Source organism: Aeromicrobium sp. CF3.5, from assembly GCF_051262695.1.
Taxonomy (GTDB): domain Bacteria; phylum Actinomycetota; class Actinomycetes; order Propionibacteriales; family Nocardioidaceae; genus Aeromicrobium.
On the sequence record NZ_JBIMEZ010000002.1, the window covers coordinates 60282 to 73549 of the forward strand.

General features: G+C 67.6%; 13 protein-coding genes and 1 tRNA gene. 2 read left to right on the forward strand and 12 right to left on the reverse strand.

Annotation, left to right across the window (positions count from 1 at the left end):
* Positions 1–34 precede the first annotated feature (34 nt).
* The 4 genes from ACHAA3_RS03860 to ACHAA3_RS03875 all read right to left on the reverse strand — a co-directional run bounded on the left by ACHAA3_RS03860 (position 35) and on the right by ACHAA3_RS03875 (position 3467).
* On the reverse strand, positions 35–547 hold the full coding sequence (locus ACHAA3_RS03860) for a hypothetical protein (protein ID WP_435707628.1): 513 nt from the start codon (positions 545–547) through the stop codon (positions 35–37).
* Positions 548–844: 297 nt separating this feature from the next.
* A complete protein-coding gene (locus ACHAA3_RS03865) occupies positions 845–1891 on the reverse strand; it encodes an NAD(P)-dependent alcohol dehydrogenase (protein WP_435707629.1) in 1047 nt (348 codons plus the stop codon).
* Positions 1892–1901: 10 nt separating this feature from the next.
* Positions 1902–2630 (reverse strand): IspD/TarI family cytidylyltransferase, encoded by a 729-nt coding sequence (locus ACHAA3_RS03870; protein WP_435707630.1) that lies wholly within the window; start codon positions 2628–2630, stop codon positions 1902–1904.
* Positions 2631–3467 (reverse strand): siderophore-interacting protein, encoded by an 837-nt coding sequence (locus ACHAA3_RS03875; RefSeq protein ID WP_435707631.1) that lies wholly within the window; start codon positions 3465–3467, stop codon positions 2631–2633. It abuts the gene before it with no gap.
* Positions 3468–3498: 31 nt separating this feature from the next.
* Here ACHAA3_RS03875 and ACHAA3_RS03880 point away from each other — a divergent pair, with 31 nt between their 5' ends.
* Together ACHAA3_RS03880 and ACHAA3_RS03885 are read left to right on the forward strand one after the other, a co-directional pair.
* Complete coding sequence (locus ACHAA3_RS03880) at positions 3499–5490, forward strand: M13 family metallopeptidase (RefSeq protein WP_435707632.1); 1992 nt, start codon at positions 3499–3501, stop codon at positions 5488–5490.
* A 180-nt stretch (positions 5491–5670) separates the two neighbouring features.
* Positions 5671–6915, forward strand: coding sequence for an MFS transporter (locus tag ACHAA3_RS03885; protein WP_435707633.1), 1245 nt, complete (start codon positions 5671–5673; stop codon positions 6913–6915).
* Here ACHAA3_RS03885 and ACHAA3_RS03890 read toward each other — a convergent pair.
* From ACHAA3_RS03890 to ACHAA3_RS03925, 8 genes are all read right to left on the reverse strand, one after another.
* Complete coding sequence (locus tag ACHAA3_RS03890) at positions 6860–7936, reverse strand: HTTM domain-containing protein (RefSeq protein ID WP_435707634.1); 1077 nt, start codon at positions 7934–7936, stop codon at positions 6860–6862. The genes ACHAA3_RS03885 and ACHAA3_RS03890 overlap by 56 nt on opposite strands.
* A complete protein-coding gene (locus ACHAA3_RS03895) occupies positions 7933–8697 on the reverse strand; it encodes a DUF5819 family protein (RefSeq protein WP_435707635.1) in 765 nt (254 codons plus the stop codon). The genes ACHAA3_RS03890 and ACHAA3_RS03895 overlap by 4 nt, the downstream gene beginning before the upstream one ends.
* 62 nt (positions 8698–8759) lie before the next feature.
* Positions 8760–10271 (reverse strand): hypothetical protein, encoded by a 1512-nt coding sequence (locus ACHAA3_RS03900; RefSeq protein ID WP_435707636.1) that lies wholly within the window; start codon positions 10269–10271, stop codon positions 8760–8762.
* Positions 10272–10400: 129 nt separating this feature from the next.
* Positions 10401–11411: an HTTM domain-containing protein gene (locus ACHAA3_RS03905; RefSeq protein WP_435707637.1), complete on the reverse strand. Its 1011-nt coding sequence runs from the start codon at positions 11409–11411 to the stop codon at positions 10401–10403.
* Positions 11408–12166: a DUF5819 family protein gene (locus ACHAA3_RS03910; protein ID WP_435707638.1), complete on the reverse strand. Its 759-nt coding sequence runs from the start codon at positions 12164–12166 to the stop codon at positions 11408–11410. The genes ACHAA3_RS03905 and ACHAA3_RS03910 overlap by 4 nt, the downstream gene beginning before the upstream one ends.
* A 248-nt stretch (positions 12167–12414) precedes the next feature.
* Positions 12415–12801 (reverse strand): type II toxin-antitoxin system VapC family toxin, encoded by a 387-nt coding sequence (locus ACHAA3_RS03915; protein ID WP_435707639.1) that lies wholly within the window; start codon positions 12799–12801, stop codon positions 12415–12417.
* Positions 12798–13055: a type II toxin-antitoxin system Phd/YefM family antitoxin gene (locus ACHAA3_RS03920; protein WP_435707640.1), complete on the reverse strand. Its 258-nt coding sequence runs from the start codon at positions 13053–13055 to the stop codon at positions 12798–12800. Before ACHAA3_RS03920 ends, ACHAA3_RS03915 begins: the two co-directional genes overlap by 4 nt.
* An 89-nt stretch (positions 13056–13144) precedes the next feature.
* Positions 13145–13217 (reverse strand) — tRNA-Ala (locus ACHAA3_RS03925).
* Positions 13218–13268 lie beyond the last annotated feature (51 nt).

A 13268-nucleotide genomic window follows, 5' to 3' on the forward strand; every position in this document is an offset into this window, starting at 1 on the left:
GGCTCGTGAGTTGCCGAAGCCATAACGCCGTGGGTCATCTCGGCCGGACGTGACTACGTACCGGATCGAGTTGCGCCCGTTGATCGTGAGCTGTGCGGTGCCGTCTGGCGTAAGAGACGGTCACGAGGGCGAGCAGTGGGCCCCAGGCCACCAGGGGCAGGTACAAGAACCCGACCAGGTTCGCTCCCGTTGACGTCATATCGGGGTGCGGAATGTGCCACCAGAAGAGCATCTGGGCCCACAAGACGGTGAGAACCAGTGCGCTGGCCGACGCGACCACGACGACCGGCTTTCGTGCGATCGAGCGTCCGCCAAGGTAGGGAACCCATCGCGGAAAGGCGTCCCCACATGGCTGCACGAGACCAAGGGTGAGGAGCGCGAGCACCTCAGTGAGCACGCTGAGCACCACCAGCGAGATCCACCCCAATCCAGAAACGTTCAGGTTGACCAGACCCTGCTCCGTGTAACCACCCGAGAAGCCCAGGACGAGGGAGAGGCGCCACAAGGCAGATGGCAGAGGTGTCAGCGCTGCGGCATGTGCGGCCACGCGTGCCCACCGGGGCGGCGGTGCGGGTGCGGGGCGTGTCATCGACACGCATGCGAGACAGGCATGAGACCACCGTATGCGCGACTAGCGTGCCCCGGCATCGTCCGAAGGTCTACGCCTGGAACGCACACGTCTCGGACGCGCTGACAACGGTGCACGGATCTCAGTGGCCGTGGTCTGACGGCGTCACCCGGAGCCTGCCTCCTCCCATGTGCCGACCTACAACCCGCGCCGCGATCGCGGCAAGACGCTAGTCGTCGAGCACGGGTTCACCCTCGAGCAGGTCGGTGGCGAGCCTCAGGCCGTGATGGTCGAGGCGTCGATCACGAAGCGATACCGCACGTCGCTGTTGACCACACGGTCGTAGGCCTCGGTGACCTCATCGGCGCCGATCGTCTCGATCTCGGCCCCGAGCTGGTGCTCGGCGCAGAAGTCGAGCATCTCCTGGGTCTCGCGGATGCCGCCGATCTTCGAACCGGACATGGAACGACGCATCCCGGCCAGGCTGAAGGCGTGGAACGAGTCGGGGCTGTCGGGGATGCCGACGTTGACCATGGTGCCGTCAAGACGCAGCATGCCCAGGTAGCGATCGACCGGCAGGTTGGCTGCGACGGTGTTGACGATCAGGTCGAACCGACCCCGCAGCTGCTTGAAGGTCTCCTTCTCGGCGGTCGCGTAGTAGTGGTCGGCGCCGAACTTCTTGCCGTCCTCCTGCTTCGACAGCGTCTGGCTCAGCACCGTGACCTCGGCGCCCATGGCGTGCGCGATCTTGACGCCCATGTGACCGAGTCCGCCCATGCCGACGATCGCGACCTGCTTGCCGGGGCCGGCGTTCCAGTGGTTGAGGGGCGAGAACACCGTGATGCCAGCGCACAGCAGCGGAGCCGCCTCGTCCAGCGAGATGCCCTCGGGGATGCGCAGCACGTAGTTCTCGTCGACGACGATCTGGGTGCTGTAGCCACCGAAGGTGGGCTCGCCGTCGTACTCCTTGCCGTTGTAGGTGGGCACCTCGCCCTTGAGGCAGTACTGCTCCTCGCCGGCCACACAGTTCTCGCACTCGCGGCACGAGTCGACGAAGCAGCCGACACCGACACGATCGCCGACGGCGTAGGAGGTGACGTCCGCACCGACGGCGCTGACGGTGCCGGAGATCTCGTGGCCCGGAACCATGGGGAACAATGCCTTGCCCCACTCCTCGCGTGCCTGGTGGATGTCGGAGTGGCAGATGCCGGCGTAGGCGATGTCGATGACGACGTCGTGGGCGCGCGGATCGCGGCGCTCGATGGTGCCGCGCTCGAAGGATGAGTCGGCAGAATGGGTCAGGAGTGCGTCAACTGTGGGCATACCTTCCAGCCTACGGTCCGGTGGTCAGCGTCCGCTCAGCGACGATCAGGTCGATCGGCTCGGTGACCTTGATGTTCGCGGCATCCCCGGCCACGACAGCGATCTCGACATCGGGCCGGTACCGCAGCACCACGGAGATGTCGTCGGTGCTGCTGACGCCTCTCGTCGAGGTGTCGGCCTCGGCCCGGGCGTAGGCGTCGCGGATGACCGACAGGTCGAATCCTTGCGGGGTCTGCACCCGCCGCAGCAGGTGGCGATCGAGCTGGGCGGCGATGACATCGGGGCGGCCGGGCTCGGTCGGGTGGACCTGCACGATCGTGTCCGTCGACGGCACAGCGGTGTTGACGGCTCGATGCGTGGCGAGAGCGGCCACGACGTCGGCGATGATCGCCTGGGTCACCAAGGGGCGGGCCGCGTCGTGCAGCAGCACGCGACACTCCTCCTCCCCCTGCGCCCCGAGATGATCGAGGGCCGCCCGGGTCGAGCCGTTGCGGGTCGTGCCGCCCTCGATGACCTGGGAGACCTTGTGGTGGCCGCCGACGCGCACGATCTCGCGGACCGCGTCGAGGTGTCCGGGCATCATCACGACGACGATCTCGTCGATCAGCGCAGACGCCTCGAAGGCGGCGATGGTGTGCTCGATGACCGACTTCCCGGCCACCTGCACCAGCTGCTTGGGCAGCTCACCGCCGATCCGGGTGCCGCTGCCGCCGGCCAGGACCACGGCGACGTGTCGCATCTAGGTGACCTTCGCCTGCTCAGACTTCCAGACCCGGAAGCCCTCCTCGGTGGCCCCGCGGCGCCAGTAGGCCGAGGCCGAAAGATCACGACGCTCGACCTCACGGTCGTTGCGCACATGAGCGCGCACGGTCTTGAGCAGCCCCGACTCACCGTGCACGAACGCCTGGGCGCGACCGGGCCACCAGTCCCACGCCCGAACGGCATCGTCGAGCAGCGTGGTGGTGCCGTGCTCGGCGCCACCACGATGCAGCCAGTGCACGTCCAGATCGGCCTCGGTGCTCCACTCGACCTCGTCTCCGGGGCTGTCGACCTCGATGAAGACCGCGGCCCTGTCGCCGGCTCCCAGTGCCTCGAGGGCTGTGGAGATCGCCGGGATGGCGGTCTCATCGCCGACCAGCAGGTACCAGTCGGCCGACGGGTCGGGCGCGTAGTCGCCGCCGGGACCGCGCAGGTGCATGACGTCGCCGGGCTGAGCGCGCTGCGCCCACGGGCCGGCGATCCCTGCAGCGGGATCGTCGGGGTCGCCGTGCACCACGAAGTCGATCGCCAGCTCGCGGGCGTCAGGGTCGATCCAGCGGATCGTGTAGGTACGCAGCACGGGTGCGGCCGCATCGGGCATCTCCTCGCGGACCACGTCGAGGTCCAGCGGCTCGGGGTAGTCGTACCCGTCCGCCAGGAACACCAGCTTGACGTAGGTGTCGGTGAACTCCCCGAGATCGCGGTGTCGCTGCAGGTAGGTGCCGAAGCCGTCGCCGCCGAACACCACGCGGCGCATCGACGGGGCGACCTGCTCGGTGCGCACGACGGTCAGGCGGGCTGGCTGGGACTTGCTCATGGCCTCATTGTGACCGGGCTAGCCTGTGAGCGTGAACTCCGGTAGCGACACCCCTGATCTTGACACCCCCGCTCTCGACACTGGCGCGTTCGACCCTGAGGTCCGGGTGCAGGACGATCTGTTCCGCCACGTCAACGGCCCGTGGCTGGCCAACACCGAGATCGAGGCCGACCGGGCAGTCGCCGGTGCCTTCGTGGACCTGCGCGACGAGTCTGAGCTCGTGGTGCGTCGCATCATCGAGGCATCGGCCGCGGACGCGGGGTCTGATCCTGATGCCCAGCGCATCGGAGACCTCTACGCGAGCTTCATGGACACCGCACGCATCGAGGCGCTCGGCGCCACTCCTCTGACCGACGATCTCGCGGCCGTCGACGCGATCGACTCGGTCGAGGCGCTCGTGCGCACCTGCGGAGCGCTGGACCGCCAGGGCGTGGGCGGCGTCTTCGGGCTGTACATCGCCCCCGACCGCGGCCAGCCGGACCGCTACGTGACGCACGTCGTGCAGAGCGGCATCGGCCTGCCCGACGAGTCGTACTACCGCGAGGACCAGTTCGGGCCCGTTCGCGACGCCTATCTGACCCACCTGCGCACCATGTTCGACGTGGCTGGTCTCGATGACGCCGACGGCCGGGCGCAGCGGGTCATGGACCTGGAGACCCAGATCGCCTCGTTCCACTGGGATCGGGTGGCGTGCCGGGACGCGCAGAAGACCTACAACCTGCTGGACCTGGCCGGCGTGCAGGCGCTGACTCCTGCCTTCGACTGGTCGGCGTGGGCCGAGGCCGGGCAGATCCCCGATCCCGTCGTCGCCGAGCTCGTGGTCTCGCAGCCGTCGTTCCTCGCGGGGGTGCAGACCTTGCTGACCGACGACCTGCTGCCGGCGTGGCAGGACTGGCTGCGCTGGAACGTGGTGCACGGCGCCTCGCCGTACCTGTCGGAGCAGTTCGTGCAGGCGAACTTCGAGTTCTACGGCCGCACCCTGCAGGGCACCGACGAGATGCGGCCCCGCTGGAAGCGCGGGGTCGGATTCGTCGAGGGAGCCATGGGCGAGGCGGTCGGACGCATCTACGTCGAGACCGAGTACCCGCCGGCGGCCCGTGAGCGCATGGCCGAGCTGATCGACCACCTGCTCGCGGCGTACCGGGTGTCCATCTCCGAGCTGTCGTGGATGAGCGAGGAGACCCAGGCGCGCGCCCACGACAAGCTGGGGGCGTTCACACCCAAGATCGGGCATCCCGAACGGTTCAAGGACTACTCCGAGCTGCAGACCGATCCGACCGACCTGGTCGGCAACGTGCAGCGCAGCATCGCGATCGAGACCGACCGGGAGCTGGCCAAGATCGGCGCCCCCATCGACCGCAACGAGTGGTACATGACGCCGCAGACGGTCAATGCGTACTACAACCCGACGATGAACGAGATCGTGTTCCCGGCCGCCATCCTTCAGCCGCCGTTCTTCGACGCCGACGCTGACGACGCGGTCAACTACGGCGCGATCGGTGCGGTCATCGGTCACGAGATCGGCCATGGCTTCGACGACCAAGGGTCGCAGTACGACGGCACTGGCGCCCTGCAGAACTGGTGGACCGACGACGACCGCACCGCCTTCGAGAAGCTCACGGCCACCTTGGTCCAGCAGTACGACGACCTGTCCCCCGAGGGCGCCGACGGCCAGACCGTCAACGGATCATTGACGATCGGCGAGAACATCGGCGATCTCGGTGGTCTCGGCATCGCCTACCGCGCGTTCCGGATGAGCCGGGCCGAGATGAGCGAGCCTGGCGAGGAGAAGATCGATGGCCTCACTCCGGACCAGCGCTTCTTCCTGTCGTGGGCGCAGGCGTGGCAGGGCAAGACCCGCCCCGCCGAGACCGTCCGTCGCCTGACGGTCGACCCGCACTCCCCGCCGGAGTTCCGCTGCAACCAGGTCGTGCGCAACATCGATGCCTTCTACGAGGCCTTCGGCGTCACCGAGTCCGACGACCTCTGGCTCGACCCCGCCGACCGCGTCACGATCTGGTAAGTCCTTTCGTCGCGGCGGGACCACCCTTCACGGGGACCTCGTCGGGAAGTGTTGGAGTAGCCGTGGGCTCTCGGGCGGGGACGAGCGCCGTCAGTGAGCCGGGGCGGCTTCGCCGCTGTTCCGTCACGTCAGTGCCTGCGGACGGCCGTGCTTGCTGTCGTCCATCACTAAACTGAGTCCGTGACGACGACGGACCCGACGACTGCGGCGGTGCAGGCGCGCATCGTGCGGACGCTGGCGACCGCGCAGGTGATCGGCGGGATCGGGAACGGCGCCGGCATCTCAGTGGGAGCCCTGCTGGTCAAGGACGTCAGCGGGTCCTCGGGCTGGGCCGGCACCGCCGTCGTGATGCTGACCCTCGGTGCGGCCATGTTCGCCGTGCCGTTGTCGTCGCTCGCCGACCGGGCCGGACGCCGCCCCGCGCTGACCGTGGGTTGGATCAGCGGCGCCGTGGGCGCCGCCGTCGCCGTACTCGGAGCCCAGACCCGACTGCTGCCCGTCGTGCTCCTCGGGCTGCTGCTGTTCGGGGGCAGCACTGCTGCCAACCTGCAGTCGCGCTTCGCTGCAGTCGACCGTGCCGAACCACAGCATGTCGGACGCACGCTGTCGCTCGTCGTGTGGTCGACCACGATCGGCGCCGTCGCGGGGCCCAACCTCACCGGCCCCGGCGCCTCGGTGGCCCGATCCCTCGGCGTCCCCGATCTCGCGGGTCCCCTGCTGTTCTCCTCGGCCGGATTCGCGCTGGCGGCGCTCGTGACGGCCACGGCGCTACGCCCCGATCCTCTGGTGCGAAGCGGCGACGGGCCCCGTGCCGGGCGAGGGGTGCGGGCCGCTCTGCCACACCTGCGCGGTCGCACGCTCGTGGCCGTGCTGACGATCGCGACCTCTCATGCCGTGATGGTGGGTGTCATGGCGCTGACACCCGTGCACATGCAGGACCACGGGTCCGGGTTGCAGATCATCGGGCTCACGATCAGTCTGCACATCGCCGGCATGTACGCGCTGTCGCCGGTGATGGGTTGGGCGAGCGACCGGTGGGGCCCCGAGCGGGTCGTGCTGACTGGTCAGGCGATCCTGCTGGCGGCCGTGACGGTGGCCGGCACGTCGGCCGAGTCCGAGCTGCGGATCACGATCGGACTCGTGCTGCTGGGCATCGGCTGGTCGGCGTCGGTCATCGCCGGTGCGGCGATGCTCTCGGCGTCGGTCAACCCTCCCGAGCGTCCACTCGTTCAGGGATTCTCCGACCTGGCCATGAACCTCGCCGGGGCCGCCGGTGGTCTGCTCGCCGGGGGCGTGGTGGCTCGGAGTGGCTTCGGCACGCTGAACGCAGCGGCGACCGTCCTGGTGATCCCAGTGGTGGTGATGGTGCTCAGCGCCGCACGCGCTGACGAACCGAGTCCACCAAGTCACGCGAACCGTCCCTGACACCCGCGACCACGCTGTTCGTGCTGGAGTCGACCCGATCGGCGACGGCGTCGACGATGTCCAGCACCCGGTTCTCCAACGCCTCCCACGTCGACTCGGACACGAACAGCACCGTGACCGCCACGACCGCCAGCTGGGACCACGGTGCAGCGAACAGCACAGCGAACAGGACCGAGACCACGACGGCCGAGCCGATCACCACGGGACGCGAGTAGCGCGACAGCAGCAAGGGAGCGAAGAACAGCTGGGTGAGCAGGATCAGGTACGTCACGAACGCCAGCACGAGCTCGCTGGAGCTGAACAGGTCCGACAGTCCCGGATACGGCCGCGACTCGGGCAGCTGGAGCGTGAAGTACAACGCGGTGCCGTTCTGCCAGATGTCCTGGGCGATCTTGCCGAGGCCGGCGGCGGTGTAGGCGAGCATCGTCTGGATCGCCAGGGCCGCGAGGCCCGTGTTGTGCAGCAGGTTGGAGATCCAGGCGGGCAGGACCTCGGCCTCGTAGGCCTTGGCATCGGCATCTCCGCGAGCCAGCTTGTCCTTGCGGCGCGCATCCAGCGACCAGTGGTCGGCGGTGCGCATCAGCAACAACCACAGCAGTGTCAGCCGCAGGAGGTTGTCGCCCTGTATACCCACGACCGGGTTCTGCGCGACGATCGCGATGAACCCGATATAGGTGATGACGTTGGCCGCCTTGGTGCGCCAGCCGAGAGTGAAGGCGACGGCGGCCAGCAGCGTCAGGACGTACACGACGCTCAGGACGTCCCCACTGACGTCGCGCAGCAGCGCGAGCTCGGGGAAGGTGCTGATGGAGCGGGCCGGCTCGGCCCACACCGAGGCCTGTCCGACCCACACGTCGCGGGTCGTGAAGTTGGAGAGCAGGAGCCCCAGCACGGCGAGACCGGTGCCGATGCGAACCGCTGCCGCGCCGCGTCGGGCGTGGCGTTCGTCGACCATCCACCGCTCGAACCCGCGACGGAGGTCGCCGAGAGCATCCGAGAAGCGCCACCACAGATCGGTCACAGTGCGTCTCCGTGCAGGTAGTCGTTGAATGCGGCGCGCGCCTCGGGGTTGGCGCGGTAGGCCGCGCGCCAGCCGATGTCGAAGTAGTCGAAGTCGGTGTCGGTGATCTTCTGGGTGACCCGGTCCGCGATGTCAGGCACCACGCGGCGTCCCACGCGGTACTGCACCTCCAGCAGCTCGACGTCGTCGTACAACGCGCCGAGCCACAGCGAGGAGAGCTGGGTGGCCATCTGGTCCTGAGCCATGAAGTTCTGCACGGCGCCTGCGCTGGATCCTTGCTCGTTCAGTGCCCGCTGCAGACGGACGACAGGCACGTTCGCCTCGGTCTCGGCAATGGTCTCGCGCTGGGCGGTGTCGAGCCCGAACACGGCGAAGTTCATGTTGGTGGCGACCCGGCGGGCCATCTGGTGAGATCGTGACGGACCCAGCTCGCCCCGCACGGCGCGCAGCTCCGTGGCGGTGACGTCGATCCACTCGGTGACGAACGGTTCTCCCCCGCCCTCGGGCTGCACGCGGGCACGCAGTACCAGGGATTCGTCGACCTGGTTGGAGCCGACACCGACGACGTCGTTGCCCTGCTGGAAGTACGGATCGACGTAGGTGGCGAGATTGCCGGCGCCGACGGTGTCGCGGATGGGGCTCGACGGGGCGAGCCACAGGGCCAGGAGCACGGTGTGGGCCACCAGCACGACGCCGAGGACCAGCACGACCAGCCGTTGCCAGCGGCCGAGATGGCCGGCTACGGAGACAGGTTCGGGCATGGCGTCAGAATACGGCGAGTGCCGGCATCCCGAGGGATGCCGGCACTCACGCGTTCAGCTGATCAGGCGAGGTTGTCCGAGCTCGGAAGCCCGAGTCGACGACGCTCGTTCAGCAGCACCGCGAGGCCGAAGGCCAGCAGTGCGATGCCGAGCAGGAAGAACGGCAGCAGGTTCGGCGCACCGGCGTTCGGCAGGCTGGCCTGGACGTCCGCGTCAGCGGCGCTGTCCGCGTCGGCGATCGACGCGACGGGAGTGCCGTCGTCGTTCGCGTCGGCGTCAGCCACTGCGTCAGCGTCTGCGTTGGTGCCGTCAGCAACCGGTCCGTCGACGTCAGCGTTGCCGTCGTCGTCATTGTCGACCTGAGCAGCACCGTTCGGTCCACAGCTCACGCGGGCGATCTGCAGGTTGGCACCAGCCGGAGCGGCTTCGGAGTTATCTCCGAAGAAATCGCCAGCGCCCTCAAGTCCCAAGATCGTGAGATCCAGGGCGGTGACCTCGATCGACTCGCCGTCATCGCCGACGACCTGCTTGTTGACGGTGCCCTCGAAGAGCGGCGCCACGGCATCGCTCAGGGGTTCGAGGATCACGTCAGCCTGATCGAGGATCTCGGCGATGACCTGATCCTGGACCTGCCCCACGAGGTCTGCCAGCGGACCGGCCTCACCATCGAAGCTGGTGTTGAGGGAGTCTTCGAGGCCCTGCGTGATCCCGTCCGAGATCTGGGTCAGCGCGATCGAGCCGATCAGATCGGAGTTGGGGTCGGTCTGGATCGTCACAGGGATCCGGATGTCAGTGTCGCCACTGTCACCGAGCTCGATCACGATGTCGATGCCAGCGATGGACGAGGTTCCCGTGGCGTTCTGACCGGCCTGAGCCGTGCACTGGCTGGTGACCGCACCAATCTCGATCGAGACGGGCAGAGCGTCGTCGAATGCCTCGGCGATGGGGTCCACTGCGTTGTCCTGCAGGGGATCAAGGATCGGCTGCAGAATGTCCGAAAGATTCTGGACGTCTGACTCACTCAGATCGCCCAGACCCAAGTCGTTCAGGAAGTCCAGCTGCTCTGGGCTCAGGTCGCCGAGTCCAAGGCCATCCAGACCTCCGGGGAACAGGTCGCCCAGATCGGGGAGGCCGCCGCCGCCTCCGCCGTCGTCTCCGCCGCCGAACAGCGCTCGGACGATGTCATCGAGGGCGGTGCTGGTGTCGATGTTCTGCAGGTCCGTGGGGATCGTGCCCAGATCGATGGTCGTCAAGCCGTCGATATCGACTGATTCGACTTCCGCCGCGGCGGCCGACGTACCACCGTCACCGGTGCTGGCGTTCTGGTTGAAGGTGCCGGTGCCCTGCGTGGCCAGTCCCGTGCCACAGGTGCCGGTGCCGGTCGAGGCACCGTTGGTCGACATGGCCTCGCAGATCCCCGTGTCAATGAGATCAGCGAACCCGGTGGCCGTCAGGGCCGAGGCGTCGCTCTGGCCCGTGGAGGAGTCCGCACCGAAGGCGGAGAAGGAAAGACCCGTGGTCACCAGCAAGGTGGTCAACCCTGCGGCGATCGAGTTCTTGGCAAGTCTATTCATCGAGTGGTTTCCCCAGTCAGGAGTGGTCAGTGGTGCCGGAGCAGTCCTCGTTCGTCATATCGGACTCTCAGGCACCATATAGGTCTCGCGGCCCGGAGTGGGATAAAAGTCACAAAAACTCAAAATGCGCTAGATCTCGGAATGAAGCTCTCGCGCACGACGCACCCTACCCGTGATGTATCTCACAGTCACCATGGCCCTCCTCCACGACTGATCACTGACCAGGATCATGTCGACAGCGATCATCACCAGTGAGAAGTACAAGATGCCCATCAGCAGGCCGATGCCCAGATGCATGCCGGTGATCACGATCAGGGCCAAAAAGCGCGTCGGTCGATAGATCAGGAACACCGGGAAGAACAGCTGCACCACCAGCGCCACGTAGGTGCCCCCGAGCACGAAGGGCGACCAGGCGATCAGGGGCTGCAGCAGGTCACCCCACGGCGAGAACGCCTCGGTCTGCAGCGGGTAGTAGACCGCCGTGCCCTCGGTCCACAGCGGACCGGAGAGCTTCCAGAACGCCGATCCGACGTAGACCATCACGACCTGGTGGATGATCAGCACCAGCGCCAGGTTGTGCACGGCCGAGGACATCCACGACGGCACGAAGGGGCGACGTGGCTCCCGATCTTCTGCCGCACGACCTGCGCGCCGCTGCTCCCGCCGCGCATCGAGGGACCAGATGCGTCCGGCATCGGTGAAGCACAGGTACAGCAGCACCATCCGCAGCACCGCATCGCCGCCGGACCCGACGAACGGGTTGGTCACGTACAGCGACATCCACAGCACCAGGGTCAGCACGGCACTGGCGCGGGTGAACCAGCCCAGCATCAGCGAGACGCCGGCCACGATCGTCAGCAGGTACAGGGCGTCGAAGCCACGACCTGACAACGCGTCGAACGCCCCGAGGAAGCTGGGCCAGCCCGCCTGGTCCTGCACCGGCGAGGTCCAGCGTGCGCCGTCGCCCCACGTGTACTGGCGGTCGGGCCAGTTGGCCACCAGCTGGCTCCACACCACGAACCCCAGGATCATCCGGGTGACCGAGATGCCGTACAGCGAACGCTTCTGGCCGGTCAACCACTCCTCGGCCCGGCGCAGACCGGTCTCCATGGCGCCCCGGCGCGGCGATGTCGTCGTCATCGGTGCCTGCTGTCGAAGTCGCCGACCACGGCGCGCTCGGCCGCCGAGCCCGTCAGCGGCGCACGCCAGCCCGATGCGCGCTGCGTGGGGTCGGGGCGGGCAGCTTCGCGCTCGGCCTTCGTTCCGCCTCGCTGGGCATACGGGGTCACCGCCTGCGTCTCGATCGCGTACCGGATCGCGACGATCTCGCGGTCCGGCAGCCGTGCGGCGGCGATGTCGCTGCCCAGCCTCACCACAGCACGCTCGTACCGCAGATAGGCCGACAGGGCCACCGACTCGCGACTGGGATCGGTGCCGGACTCGATCAGTTGGGAAGCCAGGTCCTCCCACGCCGGCGGTGGATCCTCGGGCGCCTCGTCGGCCACGCGCCGCTGGGCGTCGGTCAGCGTGCGGTACCGGCTGCCGAGCGACGACGTCATCTTGTTGGTCGTGTATCCGGCGCGACCACCGACGATCCGGTGCCGTACGAGATCGAGCTCGACATCGGTCCAGTCGATCCACTCGGTCTGCGCCAGGGTGCCTGCGTCATCGCGGTAGCTGACCTGGAACTGCACGACCCGGTCCTGGGCCACCGGGTTCGGCGCGAACAGTCGCCAGTTCTGTGCAAAGTAGGCCCCCAGGTAGCCCGTGCTGGGCGCGACCGCATTCGAGTACCGGTTGGGCGGCACGGCCGCGAAGGTCACGGCGGTCAGGTGAACCGCCACGAGTCCGCTCAGGACGGTGAGGAACGCCACACGTCCCGAGAGCCAAGCCATGGGGGTGAGCATAGGAGACGCCCCACCGGACACACGTCTGGCCAGTTCTGGATGGGTTCTGGGTCTTCGAGATCGGTCGGACACGTGGTCGCGTCCGAGCGCGCGTGCATCCGGCCTGGTGATCCCAGGGTCACGAAGGTGGGACCGAGGCGAACGCACGCAACCCCGATCTCGCCAACGAAGAACACCGACCCTGGAGCCCCTTCTTCCATGGCCCGACGAGCGACCATCACGAAGGGTGTGACTCCTCAGGGCCGCTCCGCGGACACTCCAGGAAGGTCAGCGAAACGAGCCACCGCATCACCACTGAGCAGCAGGCGTTCGGACTGCACCGCGTGCGCGGCAACGATGAGGTCATGAGCACCGCGGGCCCGTCCCGACCGCCGCGCATAGGCGATCAGTCGAGCGTGATGGACCGCGGTAGCCTCGGTGTACTCCAGCACTTCGACCACGCTGACGATTGCGGCCAGGGCTCGCGTCCGGGCGGCGGCACGCTTCGACGTGTCCGCCAGCTCGATTCCCGTCCTGTACTCAGCCACCGTGATGGCGGCGATAGCCAGCTCGTCGTCGTCGAGGGCAGCGCGATCCAGGACGCCGCGCTCGTAGTCGATCAAGACGTTCGTGTCGAGGATCACGCGCCTTCCCACGGGTCCGCCTCCTCGTGGGTCAAGTTCTCGACGGCATCGGCAATGTCGGCGGCGAACCGGTCATCAGGTGGCGACGCCTCTACCAGTGCTGCCCGAAGGTCGCGCCCGGTGCGATGGGGTGCGGGTCGTATCTCTGCGATCGCGCGGTTGCCCCGGGTGACAGTGACGGTGTCGCCCGCCTCGATCGAGTCGAGCAGGTCGGAGAATCGTCGGGAGGCCTCGGTGGCGCTGACCATACGCATGACACCATGGTATCTGATAATCAGATCTTTACGGGCTGTTACCCACAAAGAAGGGCCCCGCACGCTGTGCGGGGCCCTTCGATCACCGGTGGAGCATAGGAGATTCGAACTCCTGACCTCTTCCATGCCATGGAAGCGCGCTACCAACTGCGCCAATGCCCCGGGGGGACCGCACCACCTTATCGGAGGTCTCTCCCGTGTCCCAATCGGGCC

Coding starts and splice junctions, on each gene's coding strand:
- ACHAA3_RS03865 (WP_435707629.1), bottom strand. CDS start 1,891: ATGCCCACAGTTGACGCACTCCTGACCCATTCTGCCGACTCATCCTTC.
- ACHAA3_RS03870 (WP_435707630.1), bottom strand. CDS start 2,630: ATGCGACACGTCGCCGTGGTCCTGGCCGGCGGCAGCGGCACCCGGATC.
- ACHAA3_RS03875 (WP_435707631.1), bottom strand. CDS start 3,467: ATGAGCAAGTCCCAGCCAGCCCGCCTGACCGTCGTGCGCACCGAGCAG.
- ACHAA3_RS03895 (WP_435707635.1), bottom strand. CDS start 8,697: ATGCCCGAACCTGTCTCCGTAGCCGGCCATCTCGGCCGCTGGCAACGG.
- ACHAA3_RS03900 (WP_435707636.1), bottom strand. CDS start 10,271: ATGAATAGACTTGCCAAGAACTCGATCGCCGCAGGGTTGACCACCTTG.
- ACHAA3_RS03905 (WP_435707637.1), bottom strand. CDS start 11,411: ATGACGACGACATCGCCGCGCCGGGGCGCCATGGAGACCGGTCTGCGC.
- ACHAA3_RS03910 (WP_435707638.1), bottom strand. CDS start 12,166: ATGGCTTGGCTCTCGGGACGTGTGGCGTTCCTCACCGTCCTGAGCGGA.
- ACHAA3_RS03920 (WP_435707640.1), bottom strand. CDS start 13,055: ATGCGTATGGTCAGCGCCACCGAGGCCTCCCGACGATTCTCCGACCTG.